The organism is Leifsonia xyli (assembly GCA_001647635.1).
GTDB classification, from domain to species: domain Bacteria; phylum Actinomycetota; class Actinomycetes; order Actinomycetales; family Microbacteriaceae; genus Leifsonia; species Leifsonia xyli_A.
Genome location: CP014761.1, coordinates 2,896,035 through 2,915,273, shown reverse-complemented (window position 1 = coordinate 2,915,273; position 19,239 = coordinate 2,896,035). Strand labels below are relative to the sequence as shown.

Annotated in this window: 14 protein-coding genes and 1 pseudogene; 9 read left to right on the top strand and 6 right to left on the bottom strand. The window is 73.5% G+C overall.

The features are described from left to right. Positions 1-3: 3 nt before the first annotated feature. Both A0130_14340 and A0130_14335 read right to left on the bottom strand, forming a co-directional pair. A complete protein-coding gene (locus A0130_14340; protein ID ANF32685.1) occupies positions 4-2,694 on the bottom strand; it encodes a hypothetical protein in 2,691 nt (896 codons plus the stop codon). Beyond that, complete coding sequence (locus A0130_14335) at positions 2,691-5,735, bottom strand: hypothetical protein (GenBank protein ANF32684.1); 3,045 nt, start codon at positions 5,733-5,735, stop codon at positions 2,691-2,693. Before A0130_14335 ends, A0130_14340 begins: the two co-directional genes overlap by 4 nt. A gap of 71 nt (positions 5,736-5,806) precedes the next feature. Here A0130_14335 and A0130_14330 point away from each other — a divergent pair, with 71 nt between their 5' ends. Both A0130_14330 and A0130_14325 read left to right on the top strand, forming a co-directional pair. Then, the gene (locus A0130_14330) at positions 5,807-6,805 is read left to right on the top strand and encodes a hypothetical protein (GenBank protein ID ANF33465.1); all 999 of its coding nucleotides are present in this window, start codon (positions 5,807-5,809) and stop codon (positions 6,803-6,805) included. Between the two features lie 35 nt (positions 6,806-6,840). Then, entirely contained in the window at positions 6,841-7,383 is a 543-nt protein-coding gene (locus A0130_14325) for an ATPase (protein ANF32683.1), read from the top strand. 58 nt (positions 7,384-7,441) lie between these two features. Here A0130_14325 and A0130_14320 read toward each other — a convergent pair whose 3' ends face one another. Continuing rightward, positions 7,442-9,001 (bottom strand): MFS transporter, encoded by a 1,560-nt coding sequence (locus A0130_14320; GenBank protein ANF32682.1) that lies wholly within the window; start codon positions 8,999-9,001, stop codon positions 7,442-7,444. Positions 9,002-9,157: 156 nt separating this feature from the next. Here A0130_14320 and A0130_14315 point away from each other — a divergent pair, with 156 nt between their 5' ends. From A0130_14315 to A0130_14295, 5 genes are all read left to right on the top strand, one after another. After that, positions 9,158-9,718 carry a TetR family transcriptional regulator gene (locus A0130_14315; GenBank protein ANF32681.1) on the top strand — a complete coding sequence of 187 codons (561 nt, stop codon included), beginning with the start codon at positions 9,158-9,160 and terminating at the stop codon, positions 9,716-9,718. A gap of 38 nt (positions 9,719-9,756) precedes the next feature. Beyond that, positions 9,757-11,484 carry a sodium:proton antiporter gene (locus tag A0130_14310; GenBank protein ANF32680.1) on the top strand — a complete coding sequence of 576 codons (1,728 nt, stop codon included), beginning with the start codon at positions 9,757-9,759 and terminating at the stop codon, positions 11,482-11,484. Between the two features lie 86 nt (positions 11,485-11,570). After that, positions 11,571-11,768, top strand: coding sequence for a hypothetical protein (locus tag A0130_14305; GenBank protein ID ANF33464.1), 198 nt, complete (start codon positions 11,571-11,573; stop codon positions 11,766-11,768). 30 nt (positions 11,769-11,798) lie between these two features. After that, positions 11,799-12,242 carry a transcriptional repressor gene (locus A0130_14300; protein ANF32679.1) on the top strand — a complete coding sequence of 148 codons (444 nt, stop codon included), beginning with the start codon at positions 11,799-11,801 and terminating at the stop codon, positions 12,240-12,242. Between the two features lie 40 nt (positions 12,243-12,282). Next, the gene (locus A0130_14295) at positions 12,283-13,776 is read left to right on the top strand and encodes a catalase (GenBank protein ID ANF32678.1); all 1,494 of its coding nucleotides are present in this window, start codon (positions 12,283-12,285) and stop codon (positions 13,774-13,776) included. Between the two features lie 27 nt (positions 13,777-13,803). Here A0130_14295 and A0130_14290 read toward each other — a convergent pair whose 3' ends face one another. Beyond that, complete coding sequence (locus A0130_14290; GenBank protein ANF32677.1) at positions 13,804-14,502, bottom strand: hypothetical protein; 699 nt, start codon at positions 14,500-14,502, stop codon at positions 13,804-13,806. Between the two features lie 58 nt (positions 14,503-14,560). On the opposite strand from A0130_14290, the gene A0130_14285 reads away from it, so the two are divergent. After that, complete coding sequence (locus tag A0130_14285; protein ID ANF32676.1) at positions 14,561-14,782, top strand: hypothetical protein; 222 nt, start codon at positions 14,561-14,563, stop codon at positions 14,780-14,782. A 30-nt stretch (positions 14,783-14,812) separates the two neighbouring features. Here A0130_14285 and A0130_14280 read toward each other — a convergent pair whose 3' ends face one another. Together A0130_14280 and A0130_14275 are read right to left on the bottom strand one after the other, a co-directional pair. After that, entirely contained in the window at positions 14,813-16,297 is a 1,485-nt protein-coding gene (locus A0130_14280; GenBank protein ANF32675.1) for an NAD-dependent succinate-semialdehyde dehydrogenase, read from the bottom strand. Beyond that, the gene (locus tag A0130_14275) at positions 16,294-17,655 is read right to left on the bottom strand and encodes a 4-aminobutyrate--2-oxoglutarate transaminase (GenBank protein ANF32674.1); all 1,362 of its coding nucleotides are present in this window, start codon (positions 17,653-17,655) and stop codon (positions 16,294-16,296) included. Before A0130_14275 ends, A0130_14280 begins: the two co-directional genes overlap by 4 nt. A 90-nt stretch (positions 17,656-17,745) precedes the next feature. Here A0130_14275 and A0130_14270 point away from each other — a divergent pair. After that, positions 17,746-19,202, top strand: a pseudogene (locus tag A0130_14270) (hypothetical protein). The last annotated feature ends 37 nt before the right edge of the window (positions 19,203-19,239 follow it).

Below are 19,239 nucleotides of genomic sequence, written 5' to 3'. Positions count from 1 at the left end.
TGGTCATTCTCCTCCTGCGTTCCTCAGCACGGTCGCCGGCGAGCGGCGGCGCGCTCCGGCGAGGACGACGACGGTCGCCACGGCTGCCACGACGGCGAAGCCGGCGAGCGCAGCGGCGACGAGCAGCGGGTCCTGCACGACCGGCGGCTGGACCGGGCTCCCGGTGAAACCGCGCAGGTCGAGCGGGTCGAGCACGACGGCGGGCAGCAGAAGCCCGACGACCGCCCCGGCTGCGAGGCCGATCACCAGCACGGGGCCCAACTCCCAGGCGAGCACCCCGGCGGTCTGCCGCGAGCTGTAGCCGATGGTCCTCAGCGTGGCGACCAGCCGGATGCGCGCGGAGGTGTTCAGCACGAGGGTCAGCAGCAGAGCCGCGATGCACAGCAGCACCGTGAGCGCGATCGACAGCAGCGCGACCTGCTCGGTGCCGGAGACGAGCGGCGCGCTCCGGAGCCCGTCGCGTTCCGCGATCGCATCCCCCACCAGCGCGCCGGACCCGCCGATCCGCTGCAGCTCGGCGTGCACGCGAGCGGCATCGGCTCCCGCGCCGAGCTTGACGAGGACGGTCTGCGGTTCGCCGGTGACACCGCTCGTCGCAGGCAGGGTCGTGCGATCGAGGAACACCCACTCGCCGTCGCGCACGTACACGCCCGGCAGGTGGTCGAGCTCCGTCACACCGAGGTGGACGTTGGTGCCGCCGGTGACGATGAGGGCGCTGGTGATCGGGAGCTGGCTTGACCAGCCCCCGAGCGCGGCGCCCGTCCGGCCCCGGATGCCGCCGGTGAGCGCGTCCGAGAGCCGTGCGTCGGCGGGCAGGCCGGACTGCACCGCGTCGAGCTCCCGGGGGTCGACGAGGTAGCCGGAGACGTCCGACGTCACCCCGCCGGCGAAGAGTCGGACGCCTCCCGCCCAGTCGACCGTCGCCGTCCGTTCGACGCCGTCGAGGCGCTTCACCGCATCCACTTGGGCGTCGCTGAGCGTCGTCGCGGCGGTGAGCGACAGGTCGGAGCCGACCCGGATGCGCGCGCCCTCGGCGAGCCCGGCGGTCGAGGTCGCCAGCATGCTCACCGAGAACAGCGCGATGCTGACGCCCGCGACCAGGGTGAACACGGGCCAGAGCACGCCGGAGCCCGCTCCGCGCGTCCCGGAGGCTCCGACGAAGGCGACCGGGCCACGGCCGCGGTGCAGGCCGCGCGCCAGCCCATCGAGCGGGAGGCGGGTGAGCCGCACGACGAGCACGCAAGCGGCGATCGCCACCAGCACCGGGGTCAGTGCGGCGAGCGGGTCGACGGCCAGGCCGGCCCCGGTCGAGGACAGTCCGCGGCGCGACACGAGCACGACGCTGAGGACCGCGAGGCCGACGGCGACGACCTCGGCGACCCACGCCCAGCGGGAACGGCGCCGCGAGGCCCGCGCGGCCGGGTCGAGCGAGCCGGCCGCGACGACCAGGGCGAGCGGAGGAAGGAGTGCGCAGACGGCGGCGAGCGCCAGCGGCGTCGCGAGCGGTTGCGCGCCGGGCGTGACGAGCAGCGCGATCGCGAAGCCGAGCGCCGCCGCCGGGATGGAGACGAGCGCGCCCTGAGCGGCGAGTTCCGTGCGCAGCCGACCCGGCGACGCGCCGCGCGCGGCAGCGAGAGCCAGGGCGGGTCTGCGGCGCTCGGCGACGAGACGTGCGCCCTGCGCGAGCACGGCCAGTGCGACCACGAGCGGCCCGCTGAGGAGGATGGCGAAGAGCGTCTGCGCCGGCTGTGCGCGCGCCATGAAGTCGTCGAGGGTCTGCTGCACCGCCGTCGCGAACGGCAGCCGCACGCTCGCTCCGCCGGCGGAGACGACGGGAGGCGCGGCCAGGAAGCCGCCCAGCGCGCTCCGCACGGCGGGAAGGGTCTCGGCCGTGAAGCGGTCGGGCTCGACGGGGTACCAGATCTCGGCAGAGGTGGCGTCCAAGCGCGGGGCGAGGTCCGGCCAGGATGCGGGGTCGACCCAGGCGATGCCGACGAAGCTCTTGGGGCTGTCGCCGCCTCCGGAGACGTGGCCGAGGTCGCGGACGGGGTCGAGGTCCCAGAAGGAGGCGGCGGTGTCCTTCGGCGCGATGGTGCCGGCGAGGCGCAGGATCAGCGATCCGCCCTGACCGGCCCCGGACTCCCGGGTCTCGCCGACCTTCCAGCCGAGCAGCTTCGCGGTCGCGGTGGTGACCACGACGGGGACGGAGCCGCCTGCGGCCGCCGTCGGCCACTCCCCCTGCGCGAGCCGCGCCTGCTGCCGCAGGCCCCGGTAGGCCTCGAGGGAGACGCCGTAGTGGTCGAGGGGTCGTGCGCCGGCGGGCGACGTGGTCGCCAGGTCGTCGCTGCGAGCCGACGAGTCGCCGGCCGCGGTGACCGCGCGGAGCGCCGGGCTCATCGCGCTGTGCACGGACGCGCCGATCGCCGGGAGCTGATCCCAGAGGCGCGCCGGGTCGACCATCGGCCCCGCCGACAGGAAGCCGGTGCGGACGGGTGCGCTGAGGTCCCGGCCACCCGCTCCCGCCTGCTGCAGGTCGTGGCGCAGTTCGCCGCCGAGAATGCCGCTCACCGCGCGCGGCCACGCGGCCAGCGCCGCTGCGGCGACGAGGGCGACGACCGCCAGAAGTGCCAGTCCGCCGGCGTAGGCGCGCAGCGAGCGCAGGAACAGCCGCGCGTCGGTCACCGGCCGGCTCATCGGGTCTCCTCCCGGTATCCGGTGTCGGCGGCCTGGCGCCGCACCGCGGATCCGTACGCCCAGACCGCGGCGGCGAGAGCGGCCGCCAGGACCAGGAGCCCCAGGCCGAGCCCGAGCGGATCCACACGTCCCTGCACGGAGAGGGTGGATGGCGCGGTCACCACCGAGAGCCGGGCGAGGGTGTTGCCCACCAGGAGCACGACGGCGACGCCGCCGAGCAGGCCGAACACGCCGGCGGCGACGGTCACCCCGATGACCTCGAGGCGCCGCGTCCACGCCTGCTGGCGACCGGAGAGCCCGACAGCGCGCAGCACCACCACCTCTCCGCGGCGGCGCCGGAGAGCCGAGGAGACGGCCGCGGCCACGGCGGCGAGAGCGAGCGCCGCGCATCCCGCTGCTCCCAGCCACGTGCTGAGGACGGCGCCGCCGAGGAAGCGCGACACGAACCCGCCGTCTGCGGTGGTGACGACCGCCTGGCCATCCGCCGCACCGGACAGGGCGGCCGCCGTCGCCGCCGTGTCGCCGCCCGACGCCCACACCGAGGAGGCGCGAGCGACGGACGGGGTGGTGCGCAGGAGCTGCGCCGCCACGGCTGCGTAGTCGGCCAGGACGGCCCGTTCGGAAGGCGTGCCGGGGACGGCGGCGACGACGCGGGCCACGGTGCCGGTGAGGTCCCCGGTCGGCGAGCGGACCTCGATCCGACGGCCAACGGCCAGGTCGTCGTCGGCCGCCAGCGCCGAGGTCACCGCGAAGCGGAGGGGCGGCGGATCGCCCGGCACGAACCGGACGGAGGCGGGCGCGTCGAGCGCGGCGGCGGAGGCGGCCGCTGCGCCCGCCGCGCGGAACGGCGTCGACGACCCGAAGGCGCCTGCGGCGAGGGTCCACGCGTCGGCGGCCCGCGGCAGCCCGGTCACGGCGACCTTCACGTCCACCGCGCCGACCGGCGCCACGGCGAAGTCCACGGCGACAAGGCGGGCCGCGCCGTTCGACGGCACCGCGAGGGAGGCCGTCCCGTCGGCGGCGACCGACGCCGTGACGGGGACCGCCTCTCCGGCGTCCGTAGCGAACCACCCCGTGACCGCGGTCGCCGTCGCCGACCCGGATCCCGCCGCTGCGACCGCGCGCAACCGGAGGGTGCGGCCGCTCGACGACAGGTCGGCGCCCGGTATGCCGTTCGCGGCATGCAGATCCGCGGCCGCCGCGCTCCCGTCGAACAGGTACGACCCGACCGGGGTGAGCGCGGGGAGCAGACGCGTGTCTGCCACGACGAGCGCAGCGTCAGTGTCGCCCACGGTGGCGTCGTCCACGATGGCCGGCGAGACCGTGACGCCCGGTCGGTGCAACGCGGCCGCCGGCGAGAGGTCGGAGGCGGATCGCGGCGTCCCGCTCGCTCCCAGATCGGCGCGGACGGGTGCGCCCTGGACCAGCACCGTCGAGTCGCGGAGGAAGCCTGCGAAGGTCCCCGCGTACCCGGCGGCGAAGCTCAGCGAGCCCACCGCCAGCACGATGAGCGCCACAGGTCCGGCGAACAGCGCGATGCCGCGCCCCACCTGCCGAGCCGGGAGCACGCGGGCGACGCCGCGTCCCCGTCCGGCGAGCCGCTCGACGGCTGCGGCGGCGGGCCCGAACAGCGAGAGACCGACCAGGGCGATCGCGCACAGCACCGCCGCCGGGGCCACGACGCCCGCGGGGTCGACCCCCGCTGTGCCGTCGGCGAGCGACCCGGACGAGCTGAACACGAGGAACCGCCAGAGGGTCACCGCGGCGGCGATCACCGCGAGCACGGCGAGGCCGGCGGAGACCGCGGTGCGCGAGCGGCCCGCCTCCACCGCGCCTGGTGCGTCCGTCAGAGACCGCACCGAGACGACCATGGTGACGACCGCTGCGAGCACGGCGGCCAGCAGAGCGGCGACGGCCGGCAGGGCCACATCCAGGACTCCGGATGCGCCTGCCCCCGGGCCGCCGACCAGCCGCAGCAGGACGAGCTGGGCAGCGACGGCGCCCACCGCGACCCCGGCCACGGCGACGACCGCGGCTTCCAGCGCGGACGCGACGGCGAGCGCGCGGACCGTCATTCCCCGCGAGCGCAGCAGGCGCGTCTCGACCCGGCGCGCACCTGCGAGGAGCTGTCCGAGCAGCACGAGCGCGATGACCGAGCACACGGCGAGCACCGTCAGCGGCACCGGGATGACGGCCTGCAGCGCGACCACCGACCGCTGCATTGCGGCGACGGTCGCCGCGCCCTGTCCGGTCGACGAGAACGGGCTGGCCGCGGCCGACGGCTCCTCGCTCAGCGCGTCGGCGATGCCGTCGAAGCCGGAGCGCAGGCGTAGCAGCTGTGCGGCGGTGGCGTCCGTCGCGTCCGGGGTGAGCACCCACTGGGCGGCGATACCGTCGCCGGCGGCGTGAGCGACCGCGTCCGGCACGATCACGCGGCCGTCCGTCCCTCCCGCGCCGTCGGTCAACCCCAGCCACGCCGGCGCGCCGGGGTCGGCGGGGCGCCACAGCGCGGTCACGGTGACCGGGACCGCCGCATCCTGGCCCGCGAACACCAGCGTGTCGCCCACGGAGACGCGGTGGGCGCGGGCGAAGGCGGTGTCGACGGCGACCTCCGCCTCCGTGGACGGCCACCGGCCCTCGGTCGGCTGCACCCGTTTCCGCAGGTCGTCGGACGTGACCAGCAGCAACGCCGACCCTCCCCCGGTCACCGCGGCGGACGGGACGAAGGAGCTCGACGCGACGCGCACGGACGCGCCGCGGAACTGCTCGCGGAGCACCCGCCGCACGGCCTCATCCTGCGTCGCCGCATCCGTCGACCGCGACGCCTGCACCGCGAGGGAGGTGACCGCGGCGGGCTCCTCGGCGATCGTGGCGCGCACAGCGGCGTCGGGCGAGCGCAGCGCCAGGCCGGTCATGACCGAGGCGAGGAAGGCGACGACGACCACCACGAGGCCCGTGGCGGCGAGCGCACCCGACTGTGCTCGGCTGCGCTGGGGCCAGAAGGACCGGGCGCGACCCGATCGACCGTCCCCCGCACGCATTCCCTCAACGTAGCGTGCCTCCGCGCCCGGGATGCGTGTGCGGGCCCCGTGTCCGGCGGAGGACTAGATTGCTGACGGTGAGCACCGCGACCCCCCTCCTCCTCGGCCCGAACCAGCCGCTCGATCGTCCCTACCGCGGCGGAGCCGGCATAGCGCGGTTCCGCGGCACCGAGCAACCGAGCCCGTTCACGCCGGAGGACTTCGTCGGCTCGACCACGGAGGTCTTCGCCGGCGGCGGAGTCGGACTGACCGTGCTTCCGGACGGAACCACGCTTCGGGACGCCGTCGCCGCCGATCCGGTGCGCTTCCTCGGCGAGGAGCACGTGCACCGCCACGGACCGCGGACGATGCTGCTCGTGAAGCTGCTGGACACCGCCGAGCGCCTGTTCGTGCACTACCACCCGGACGACGCGTTCGCCGCCGCGCACCTCGACAGCCCGCTGGGCAAGACCGAGGCGTGGGCCGTCATCGAGGCGGCCGACGACGCCTACGCCGCCCTCGGCTTCCGGCGCGCGGTGAGCGACGCCGAGGTACGCGGCTGGTGGCATGGACAGGATGCGGACGCCATGGTGGATGCGATGAACCGCGTCCCCCTGGCCGCCGGTGACACGCTGCTGGTGCCCGCCGGTCTCGCCCACGCGATCGGCCCGGGCGTCACCCTCGTGGAGCTGCAGCAGCCGACCGATCTCTCGGTGCTGCTCGAACGGCGCACGCTGTCCGAGAGGGAGGCCCTGCTCGGACTCGACCTGGATACCGCGATCGACGGCCTGGTCCGCGACATCACGCCGGCCGAACGCATCCACGACCTCCGGCAGGGGCGGGGCGCCGAGACGCTCTTCCCCGCCGACGCCGACCCGTTCTTCGCTGCGGAGCGCGTCCGCGTCGCCGGGCACCGCGAGCTCGACGCGTCCTTCTCCGTACTGGTCGTGCTCGACGGCGCCGGAACACTCGAGACGGCAGAGGTCTCTATCCCGCTGCGACGCGGGGCGACCGTGCTCACCGCGCACGGCGACGGGCCGGTGTCGCTCAGCGGCGAGCTCGACCTCATCCGCTGCCTGCCGCCGCGCTGACCGGCGCTGTCGGCGGCCGGGGCTAGCCTCGCGGCATGGACACGCCCTGCGCGCTCTGCGGCCGGCCCGCGCATCCCGGCGCGCCGCTGGCGCTGTGCCTCACGCACCTGCTCGAAGCGCACGACTGGGTGGATGCCGACCTCGGCGTGACGGACGTCCTCCCGTCGCCCTGCGCGTTCTGCGGGTCGCGGCTCGGCGTCCGCTACCCGTCCGGCTGGCTGTGCGCCGTGTGCGAGTGGCGGGTGGGCGAGCCGCCGCCCGACTCGGCCGTCGCATCCCGGATCGACGTCGTCTACTACCTCCGCTACCGCGACCGGATCAAGATCGGCACCACCGCCAACCCCGCCCAGCGGTTCTCCGCCCTCCCCCACGACGAGGTGCTGGCGTTCGAGCGCGGCGACCGGATGCTCGAACAGCGCAGGCACGCGGAGTTCGCGCCGCTGCGCATCCCGGGCACCGAGTGGTTCGAGACGGATGCGGCGCTGCTGGCCCACGTGGCGCGACTGAGGGAGGGAGCGCCCGACCCGTGGGCGCTTCTGGTGCGCTGGCGCAGCGAGGCGGCCGCGCTCCACGGCTGACCCACGGACGCGCGAGAGGGCCGCGGAGCGGATCCGCGGCCCTCTCGAACGATCGGCGTCAGGCGAGCTCGAGAGTCTCCCGGCGGGTGTCGGCGCGGCCGGAGTCGGCCTCGACCTTGGCGGCGAGGCGGGCCATGTCGGCCGCCTCGGCGAGCGACGGGTCGGCGAGCAGCGCCAGCTCCCCGGCGGCCTCGACGTCCGCGGTCGCCGGATCGACGGACACGGTCGTCGCGGCGGCGGCGCTGCGGGCCCGCATGATGAACGCGGCGACGACGGTCACCGCGCCCGCGGCGAGCGCCAGCACGCCGGCCGTCGCGAAGCCCTCCGTGTAGCCGCTCTCGGCGGGCAGCCCGTCCGGGGCGATCGCGCCGGTGACCAGCGCGGTCATCACGGCGGCGCCAACGGCCGAGCCGACCGTGCGGAGATTGGCGTTCATCCCGCTGGCGATGCCGGTCTGCGTCGGCGGGACGCTCTGCACCACGACGCTCGTGATGGCCGCGTAGATGAGTCCGAGACCGACGCCGAACAGGCCGGAGGCGGCGGCGACCGCGAGGAGCGATCCGTGCAGGAACGCCAGCGACAGGCTCGCAGCGCCCATGACGACGGCCGACAGCACGATCTGCGAGCGGAAGCCGACGAAGCGGGCGAGCGGTCCGCTGAGGAAGCCGGTCACGGCCATGGTCACGAGCATCGGGAGCATCAGCATCCCGGACTCCGCGACCGACGCTCCGAGGCCGTAGCCGGTCGAGACCGGGGTCTGCACGAAACGCGGGAAGAAGGCGAACACGGCGAACATCGAGGCTCCGATGAAGATCGCGGCGGCGTTCATTGACCAGACGCCCGGCTCCCGCATGAGCCGCATGTCGACCAGCGGGTGGCGCGAGCGCAGCTCGACCACGATCCAGGCCGCGAGGAGTACGGCCGCGCTGGCGAACAGGGCGATGACGCCCGGCGAGGACCATCCCCACTGCGCGCCCGTGCTGAGCGGAAGCAGCAGCGCGACGAGCCAGCCGGAGAGCAGCACGGCCGCCCACGGGTTCACGCCTCCGGTTGCGCGGGTCGGCGACTCGGGGATGAAGATGAGGGCGAGCACGGCCGCGGTCACCGTCAGAGCGACCGGGAGCAGGAAAAGCCCGCGCCAGCTGAGCGCGGCGGCGAGCGGACCCGCGAGCACCGTTCCGAGACCGCTGCCGATGGCGATGATGGAGGCGATCGCGCCGATGGCCGAGGGCAGGCGCCGGGCGGGGAACTCGTCGCGGATGATTCCGAAGGCGAGCGGGAACATGGCGCCGCCGAGGCCCTGGATGACGCGGCCCGCGATCACGACGCCGATGGTGGGCGCGACGGCGGCGACCACGCTGCCGAGGGCGACGGCGAGGAGCGCGAGGACGAGGATGCGGCGCTTGCCGACCAGGTCGCCGACCCGGCCGAGCAGCGGGGTGGCGACCGCGGCGGCGATGAGCCACGCGGTCATGGTCCAGGTGACGCCCGCGGTGGTGGTGTGCAGGTCGGACTGGATGACGGGGAGGACGGGGACGACGAGCGACTGGAGCGTCGCGAAGGAGCCGACGCTGAGCGCCAGGATGGCGAAGGTCAGGCCCGGGTGGGATCGAGACATTATCCGGTGGTTTCCGTTTCTCGAGGAGATGCCGAGGAGGCGTACAATTGGAGGGAGGCTCCGTTCGGAGGGTTCCTCCGGTTACGGGTTCCACAGTACCGGAGGCGGCCTCCGGTTTGCAAGCCCCCGTTTTCGTCGACCCGAGAGGACCCCGCCGTGACCGGCACCGAGACCCCCACCGTCGCCCGCCCGCAGCGGGCCGACGCCCGGCGCAACTTCGACGCGCTGCTCACGGCGGCGCGCGAGGCGTTCGCGGCGCAGGGACCGGGTGCCCCGCTGGAGGACATCGCCCGGCGCGCGGGCGTCGGCATCGGCACGCTGTACCGCAACTTCCCGACGCGCGACGCGCTCGTGGAGGCGGTCTACATCGACGAGGTCGCCGCGGTCGTCCGCGCGGCCGAGGAGGCCGGCTCGCTGGAGCCGTGGGAGGCGGTCGAGGCGTGGCTGCGCCGCTTCGTCACGTACGTCGGCACCAAGCGCGCGCTCATCGAGGGCCTCAACAAGGACAGCGAAGTGCTGATGAGCTGCCGCACCTCCCTCTACGACGCGGGGGAGCCGCTGGTCCGCCGGGCGCAGGAGTCCGGCGAGCTGCGCGACGACGCCACGATCGGCGACGTCATCCGCATGGTGTCCGGGATCGCCGGCGTCGCCTTCGAGGACGACGCGCAGCGCGACCGCGTGATCGCCATGGCGGTCGACGGGCTCCGCGCCCGCTGACCCCGCCGCGCAGTACCCCGCTCCCGTACGCTGAGTAGATGGAGCTGGGCGTCTATGCGGTGATCGCCGTCGCGGTCATCGTCGGCGTGGCCGCCTTCGCCCGCAAGCTGGGCGTCGCGGCGCCCATCATCCTCGTCGTCGTCGGCGTCGTGCTGTCGTTCCTCCCGGGCGTTCCCGAGATCGAGGTGCCGCCGGAGATCATCCTGGACGGGCTCCTCCCGCCGATCCTCTACGCGGCGGCGATCAGCGTCCCGCTCACCGACTTCCGGCGCAACCTGGCGCCGATCGCGGGTCTGTCGATCGTGCTGGTCATCATCACGGCGTTCGCGTCCGGCTTCGTCCTCTTCACGATGCTGCCGGACCTCAGCCTCGCGGCCGCCGTCGCCCTGGGCGCGATCATCAGCCCGCCGGACGCGGTGGCCGCGACCTCCATCGGACGCAAGCTCGGCCTCCCGCCGCGCCTCCTGACCGTCCTCGAAGGCGAGGGGCTCGTCAACGACGCGACCGCCCTGGTGCTGCTGCGGACGGCGCTGGCCGCGGCGCTCGGCGGCCTGACGACGCCGTGGGCCGGGGTGGCCGATTTCCTCTCCGCGGTCGTCATCGCGGCGGTCATCGGCCTCGTCGTCGGATTCGTCTCGGTCTGGGTGCGATCGAAGCTCAGCGACCCGGTGCTCGACACGGCCCTGTCGGTCGTCGTGCCGTTCGCCGCCTTCGCGCCGACCGAGGCGCTTCACGGTTCCGGTGTGCTGGCGGTGGTCATCACCGGGCTCTACACCGGTCACGCGGCGCCGCAGCAGTTCAGCGCGCAGGCGCGGATCAGCGACGCGATCAACTGGCGGACCATCCAGTTCCTGCTCGAGAACGGCGTCTTCCTCCTGATCGGCCTCGAGCTCCGGACCCTCATCGCCGACGTCGAGAACCCCGAGGTGCTGAGCGTCTGGGATGCCGTCGGGCTCGGACTCATCGCCCTGCTGTCGCTGATCGTGATCCGCTTCATCCTGATCGTCCCGCTCATCCTCAGCCTCCGAAGACGGGCGGAGCGCGCCGAGCGCTCCGTGCTCAGGGAATGGCTGATGATCAGCTACTTCCGCGACCATCCGGTGCGCTACCGGTGGCAGGCGCTGCGCAAGCAGCGGGCCGAGCAGCGCTACGAGCGGCACCGCAGCGACCTGGAGGAGTACCGGCAGGAGGCGATCGACTGGCGCGGCGGCGTCGTGCTCGGCTGGGCCGGGATGCGCGGCGTCGTGACGCTCGCCGCGGCGCAGTCGCTGCCGAGCAGCATCCCCTACCGTCCGCAGCTCATCCTGATCGCGTTCACGGTGGCCTTCGTCAGCCTCGTGCTGCAGGGCGGGACGCTCCCCTGGCTGATCCGCGCGCTCGGTCTGCAGGGTGCCGACGTCGGCGAGGACCGTCGGCTGCTCGCCCAGCTGCTCGACGACCTGAGCGAGGCCGGGCTGGCGGTGCTCGACGACCCGGAGACCGCCGCCGGGGCGACCGCGCCCATCGATCCGGAGGTGGTGGAGCGGGTGCGGCAGTCCTCGTACCTGCGCGCCGAGTCGGCGTGGGAGCGCACGCTGGTCAGCGACCCGACGCCGGAGAACCGGCCGCACCATGTGTACCGGACGCTGCGGCTGGCGGTCGTGGATGCGGAGCGCACGCGCCTGCTGCTGGAGCGGGCCCGCGGGTCGTACCCGTCGCGGGTGCTGACGGAGGCGCAGTCGCTGCTCGACATCGAGGAGACGCGCCTGCGCTCCCGCGCGCGGTGAACTTCGCGTTCTACCGTCATGGACGCAGCCCCTTCATCGTCTTGAAGAGTGAAGGCACGCTAGGGAGTGCCGGAGACGAGGCAACCATGGAGCTCACAGTGATCCGCGAGGGCGACCAGCGACGGATGGTCGTGGCCGTCGAGGCCAGCAGCGAGGGCGACGCGCTGCGAACCATCCAGAACGCGATCGGCCCGGTGTCGCTGGCGCGGGAACAGCTGGTGACCCGCGGCAAGCGGAGCGTCCTCGCGGCAGAGCGCCACGCCCGGCATTCGCCCTATTTTTAGTTGTTCAAAACATCCCGCTAGGGTCGAACCATGGACACGGCGGGGCTCGAGCAGGCGTTGCGCGGGGCCGGTCTCAAGGTGACGCGTGGTCGGCTGGCGGTGCTCGAAGCACTGGCCCAGCGGCCACATGCCGACGCCGAGACCGTCTTCGGTGCGGTGCTGCCCAGCCTGCCCGGCACGTCCATCCAGAACGTGCACAACGTGCTCGGCGACCTGACCAAGGCCGGACTGCTCCGGCGGATCGAACCGGCCGGCTCGGCCGCGAGGTACGAGCGACGGATCGGCGACAACCACCATCACGTGGTCTGCACCTCGTGCGGAGCCGTCGCCGACGTCGACTGCGTCGTGGGGCACGCGCCGTGCCTCCACCCGTCCGAAGCGGGCGGCTATGCGATCGACATGGCCGAGGTCACGTTCTGGGGAGTGTGCCCGTCCTGCCAGGAGCGTGCCGCAGCGCCCGCTCCGCACCACTAGGCGCTCGTCCGCGAGCGTACGTCACCACAGAGGGAGAACCATGTCGGACGACTACACCACCACCCAGACCGGCTCGCCGGTCGCCAGCGACGCGCACTCGCTGACGGCGGGGCGCGACGGCGTCACCGCGCTGCACGACCGCTACCTCGTCGAGAAGCTCGCGCAGTTCAACCGCGAGCGCATCCCGGAGCGGATCGTCCACGCGAAGGGCGGAGGGGCGTTCGGCGAGTTCGTCGTCACCGGCGACGTCACGGCGTACACGAAGGCCGCCGTCTTCCAGCCCGGCACGAGCACGCGCACCCTGCACCGCTTCTCGTCCGTCGCCGGCGAGCAGGGCTCCCCCGACACGTGGCGCGACGTGCGCGGCTTCTCGGTGAAGTTCTACACGTCCGAGGGCAACTACGACATCGTCGGCAACAACACCCCCGTCTTCTTCATCCGCGACGGGATCAAGTTCCCCGACTTCATCCACTCGCAGAAGCGCCTCCCGGGGTCGGGACTGCGCGACGCCGACATGCAGTGGGACTTCTGGACCCTCTCCCCCGAGTCCGCCCACCAGGTCACCTACCTCATGGGCGACCGCGGCCTGCCGCGATCGTGGCGCACGATGCCGGGCTACGGCTCGCACACCTACCAGTGGATCAACGCCGCCGGCGAGCGCTTCTGGGTCAAGTATCACTTCCACTCGCTGCAGGGCAACGAGGAGATCACGGGCGTCGAGGCCGAGCAGCTCGCCGGGGCCGACGCCGACTACTACCGCCGCGACCTCTACGAGGCGATCGAGCGCGGCGACTTCCCGGCCTGGCGCGTCTCGGTGCAGATCATGCCGTACGAGGACGCCAAGACCTACCGCTTCAACCCGTTCGACCTGACCAAGGTGTGGCCGCACAGCGATTACCCGCTGATCGAGGTCGGCATTCACACGCTGAACGAGAACCCGCAGAACTTCTTCGCCGAGATCGAGCAGGCCGCGTTCTCGCCCGCGAACACGGTCCCGGGCATCGACATCAGCCCCGACAAGATGCTCATGGCGCGCGTGTTCTCGTACCCGGACGCCCAGCGCTACCGCGTCGGCACCAACTACAACGAGCTGCCGGTCAACCGCCCGGTCGCGCCGGTGCACAACTACTCGCAGGACGGCTCCCTGCGTCACGGCTTCAAGCCGGCCGACGCCCCGGTCTACGCCCCGAACTCGTTCGGCGGCCCGGCGGCCCAGCCGGAGCGCGCGGGCGAGGGCTCGTGGGAGTCGGACGGCGCGCTCGTGCGCTCGGCCGCGACCCTGCACGCCGAGGACGACGACTTCGGCCAGGCGGGCACCCTCTACCGCGAGGTGTACGACGACGCCGCCAAGGAGCGCTTCCTCGACACGATCTCGGGCGCGATCAGCGGCGTGAAGCGGGAGGACATCCGCGAGCGCGCCATCCAGTACTGGACGAACGTCGACGCGACGCTCGGCCGCCTGCTGCGCGACCGCCTATCCTCGGGCGGCGAGACCCCGAACGAGTCCGCCGAGTACGTCGGCGTCGCGGAGTAGCCCCGGCGTTCGATCGAGGCGGCGCTCCTACAGCGTCGCCTCGATCGTGCGGTCGTAGACCGTGGTGCCGCCGACGCGGATGCGGCCGTCGCCGAGCGGCTCGGTCAGCAGGTCCGAGCCTTCGCCCTGGAGGATGGCGAGCGGGCGGCCGAGACGCGCGGTGAGGGCCACCGCGGCGGCGCCGGTCGCCTCGTCCTCGATGATGCCCATCTCGGGGGCGAACATCCGTGCGCGGATGCTGCCGGCCTCCTCGTCGATCCACGCGTACGCGTAGTGCTGGCCCGAGGGGAAGGCGAACGGGTCGAGCGCCTCCACGTCCTCCGGCGACTGGAGCTGCAGCCACTCGAACTCGGGGGCCCACTCCGGACGAGCGGTGATCCAGGAGCTGTCGTCGTCCAGGTCCACCGACACCTCCACGTCGCCCGCCGGCTCCCGGAGCACGTCGACCGGCGTGCGGCGGTCGGCCAGCCACCACGCGGTCCCGACGCTCGGGTGCCCCGCGAACGGCAGCTCCTTCGCCGGGGTGAAGATCCGAATGTTCGCGGTGCGTGCCGCCTCGTCGATCGCATCCACGAACACGGTCTCGCTGAACCCGAGCGCCGCGGCGATGTCCTGCTCGCGGTGGGTGGTGACGTCGGAGCTCCGCACGATGCCGAGCTCGTTCCCGTTCCGGCCGCTCTCGTTCGTGAACACGCGCACGACGACTACTTCGATGGTCTCGTCCATGCCCTCAGCCTGGCAGACGGCATCGCCGCCGTTAACCCTCGGGGTGCATAATCGCGCCATGACGGACGACACCAAGAACGCCACCGACGAGGACATCGCCGTGGAGCACGCCGCCGAGAGGCTGGCCGACCGGTACCCGCAGGTCCCGCGCGAGCGCATCGACGAGCTCGTCGAGAAGCACCACGAGGAGTTCGAGGGCGCTCCGGTTCGCGACTTCGTGCCGGTGCTGATCGAGCACGACGTGAAGCAGGAGCTGAACGCGGAAGGGCGCGCCGACTGACCGTCGGCGCGCTCTTCTCGTCCCTCCCGGTCAGGCCGGGATGAGCGTGTACTTCGTGCTCAGGTACTCGTGGATGCCCTCGAGGCCTCCCTCGCGGCCGAGGCCCGACTGCTTGACTCCACCGAACGGCGCGGCCGCGTTGGACACGAGGCCGGTGTTGAGGCCCATCATGCCGGTGTCGACGCGGTCGATCATCCGCTGACCGCGGGCGAGGTCCTGCGTGAAGACGTAGCCGACCAGCCCGTACTCGGTCGAGTTCGCGGCCGCGACCGCCTCGTCCTCGGTCGAGAACGTGGTGATGGCCAGGATCGGGCCGAAGATCTCCTCGCGGAGCAGCTCGCTGCCGGGCTGCACATCCACGATCACGGTCGGCTCGAAGAAGAAGCCGTCCCCGTCGGGGGCGCTGCCGCCGGTGAGCACGCGGGCGCCGCGCGTCACGGCGTCCTCGACGAGCTGCTTCATGGATGCGACGGCGCGATCGTCGATCAGCGGGCCGATGGTCACGCCGTCGTCGGTGCCGCGGCCGACGCGGAACGCCTCGACCTTCTCGGTGACGCGGCGAGCGAACTCCTCGGCCACCGACTCGTGCACGATGAACCGGTTGGCCGCGGTGCACGCCTGCCCGATGTTGCGGAACTTGGCGAGCATGGCGCCCTCCACCGCCTTGTCGAGGTCGGCGTCGTCGAACACGACGAAGGGGGCGTTGCCGCCAAGCTCCATGGAGGTGCGCAGCACGTTCTGGCCGGCCTGGGCGAGCAGCGAGCGGCCGACCGGGGTCGACCCGGTGAACGACAGCTTGCGGAGGCGCGGGTCGGCGATGATCGGCTCCGACACGGTGCGAGCGGTGCTGGTCGGGATGATGTTGACCACGCCGTCCGGCACGCCGGCGTCCGCGAGAAGCTGTGCGAAGAACAGCGTCGTGAGCGGCGTGAGCTCGGCCGGCTTCACGACGACCGTGCAGCCCGCGGCGAGCGCCGGGGCGATCTTGCGGGTGGCCATCGCGAGCGGGAAGTTCCACGGCGTGATGAGGTAGCACGGGCCGACCGGACGCTGGGAGACGACCATGGTGCCGGTCCCCTCCGGGTTCTGGCCGAAGCGGCCGGAGATGCGGACCGCCTCCTCCGAGAACCAGCGGAGGAACTCGCCGCCGTAGGTGACCTCGCCGTTAGCCTCGGCGAGCGGCTTGCCCATCTCGAGCGTCATGAGCAGCGCGAAGTCCGCGCGGCGCTCCTGCAGCAGGTCGAACGCGCGGCGGAGGATCTCGGCGCGGACGCGAGGAGCGGTGGCCGCCCAGGCGTCCGCGGCGGCGACCGCCGCATCCAGGGCCCGGATGCCGTCCTCCGGCGTCGCGTTGGCGATGCGCTTGATCACGCGGCCGGTGGCCGGGTCCTGCACCTCGATCTGCTCGCGGGTGCCGGCCTCCCAGCGTCCGCCGATGAACAGCCCGTCGGGGACGCGGGCGAGCAGGTCCGCCTCATTCGGGGCGAGCTCGGTGGTGGTGTCGACGATCGTCATGCGCCTGCCACCGCCTCCACGACGACGTCCAGCCCCTCGATGAGCAGGTGGTCCGGGATGCTGAGCGGCGGGAGGAAGCGGATCACGTTCCCGTAGGTGCCGCAGGTGAGCAGAACGACGCCGGCGGCGTGCGACGCGGCGGCGACCTTCGCGGTCAGCGCGGCGTCCGGCTCCCCGGTCTCCGGGTCGACGAGCTCGATCGCGACCATCGCGCCGCGTCCGCGCACCTCGGCAACGCGCGGGTCGGCGTCACGCAGGGCGCCGAGCTTCTCGAACAGGATGTCGCCGATCTGGCGGGCGCGCGCGGCGAGGTCCTCGGTCTCGTAGGTCTCGATCGCGGCGAGTGCGGCGACGCAGGCGAGCGGGTTGCCGCCGTAGGTTCCGCCGAGGCCGCCGACCTGCGGGGCGTCCATGATCTCGGCGCGGCCCGTGACCGCGGAGAGCGGGAGGCCGCCGGCGATGCCCTTGGCGGTGACGATGAGGTCCGGCGTGATGCCGAACTGCTCGGAGGCGAACATGGTGCCGGTGCGGGCGAAGCCGGTCTGCACCTCGTCGGCGATGAAGACGACGCCGTTGGCGTTCGCCCAGGCCTGCAGGGCGGGGAGGAAGCCGTCGGCGGGGACGATGAAGCCGCCCTCGCCCTGGATGGGCTCGATGATGAGGGCCGCGAGGTTGGCCGCGCCGATCTGCTTCTCGATCATGGTGATCGCGCGCTTGGCCGCCTCGGCTCCGGAGAGGCCGCCGTCGCGCAGCGGGTAGCTGAGCGGCGCGCGGTAGATCTCGGGGGCGAACGGGCCGAAGCCGTTCTTGTACGGCTGGTTCTTGGCGGTGAGGCCCATCGTGAGGTTCGTGCGGCCGTGGTAGGCGTGGTCGAACGCGACGACGGCCTGCTTGCCGGTGTAGTGACGGGCGATCTTGACCGCGTTCTCCACGGCCTCGGCGCCGGAGTTGAACAGGGCGCTGCGCTTGGCGAAGTCGCCGGGGGTGAGGCGGTTCAGCGCCTCGGCGACGTCGACGTAGGAGTCGTACGGCGCGACGGTGAAGCAGGTGTGGGTGAAGGCGGCGACCTGCGCGGTCACGGCGTCCACGACGCGCGGCGCCGCGTTGCCGACGCCGGTGACGGCGATGCCGGAGCCGAAGTCGATGAGGGAGTTGCCGTCCACATCCACCAGGACACCGCCGCCCGCCGCGACCGTGTACACGGGGATGGTGGTGCCGACGCCGGCGGCGACGGCCTGGGACTTGCGCTCCTGGCGCTTGCGCGACTCGGGGCCGGGGATCGGGGTGACGAGCCGGCGCTCCTGCGGGAGCGAGGGTCCGCCGACGGGCGTGTCGATGGCGGTGTCGAGGATGGTCATGCTCGTAGCGTAGGTCGGGATGAGACAGCGGGAGTAGACAGCACGTACAATCGCTCCGCCGGGGATCGACACCCTGGCGGATGGAGTGACATGCCCGCCACCCTGACCCAGCTCCTGGCCCGTCCCGAGCTGGGGCTGCACCTGCTGACCCCGCCGACGGTCGGCGATCTTGACGCGCCCCTCGCCTGGGCGCACAGCTCCGACCTGGCCGACCCCACCCCGTTCCTCGCCGCAGGCCAGGTGCTGCTCGTCACCCAGCCTCCCGAGGACGCCGACCCGTACGTGACGCGCCTCGTCGAGCGCGGCATCGCGGCGGTGGGATTCGGCACCGAGGTGGTGCGGGATGGGACGCCTGCGGCGCTCATCGAGGCGTGCGCCGCGCACGGGCTGCCGCTGTTCGAGGTGCCGTACCGGACGCCGTTCATCGCCGTCGCGCGCTTCGTCGCCGACCGCGTCGCGGCCGACGCTTATGCCCGCAGCACCTGGGCGCTGCGCGCCTCGCGGGCGATCTCGCTCGCGGCACTGCGCCCCGATGCGCTCGGCGCGGTGCTCTCCGAGCTGTCGCGCCAGATCGAGCGGCCGGTCGCCCTGGTCGGCGCAGACGGCGCGGTGGCCCGCAGCCACCCGTCAGGCGCGCTCGACGCGCAGGCCCGGCGGGGCCTCGCCGACGCGGCCGAGCCGTTGCTGCGCAGCGGGCGCCGTGCGGCCGGGACGGTCGACACGGAGGCCGGAGCGTTCGCGTTGCAGACCCTGGGCGCCGCCGGGCGCCTCCGCGGCGTGCTCGCCGTCGGCTCGGAGGGCCTCGACGCGCCGGCCCAGCAGGTCGTCACGGGCGTGGTCGCCCTCGCCGGGCTCGCGCTCGAGCAGTCGCGGGCGGCCGATGCGGCCCGCGCCCGACTGCGGACCGCGGTGTGGCGGGCGCTGCTGGCCGGCGAATCCGCGGTGGCCGCCTCCATCGCGGAACCGGTGCTCGGGCCGCTGCCGGAGCCTCCCGTCCGGGTGGCCGTGCTGCACGGGTCCGGGATCGCGGGCGCGGCGGACTGGCTGGAGACGAACGCCGAGGGCTTCTTCGCCCGGGACGGGCAGGAGCTCGTGCTCGTGGGCGACGCAGACGACGAGACGGCCGCGACCCTCGCCGCCCGGTTCGATCTGCGCGGCGGCCTGTCGTCGGCGACGGGGCTGGATGCGCTGCCCGCAGCCGTCACCCAGGCGCAGACGGCGGGCGCCCGGTCCACCGCGGACGACCCTGTGGCGTCGTTCGACGACGTGGCAGCGGCGGGGATGCTCGCCCTGCTGCACACGCCCGACGCGCGCGCCGTTGCCGAGACCGCACTGCGTCCGCTGGCCGCGGCCGACCCGTCCCTCCCCGCGTGCTGCGCACCTGGCTCGACGCGGACGGCGTCTACGACGTGGCCGCGCGCCGGCTCGGGATGCACCGCCACACCCTGCGTGCCCGCGTCGCCGACGCCGAGCGCCTCCTCGGCCGCGACCTGAACTCCTTCGCCGCCCGGGCCGACCTCTACGCCGCCCTCCGCGCCACCACCTGACCCCCTCCATCGAGTCCGCGAAGAGTGCACGCTCGCA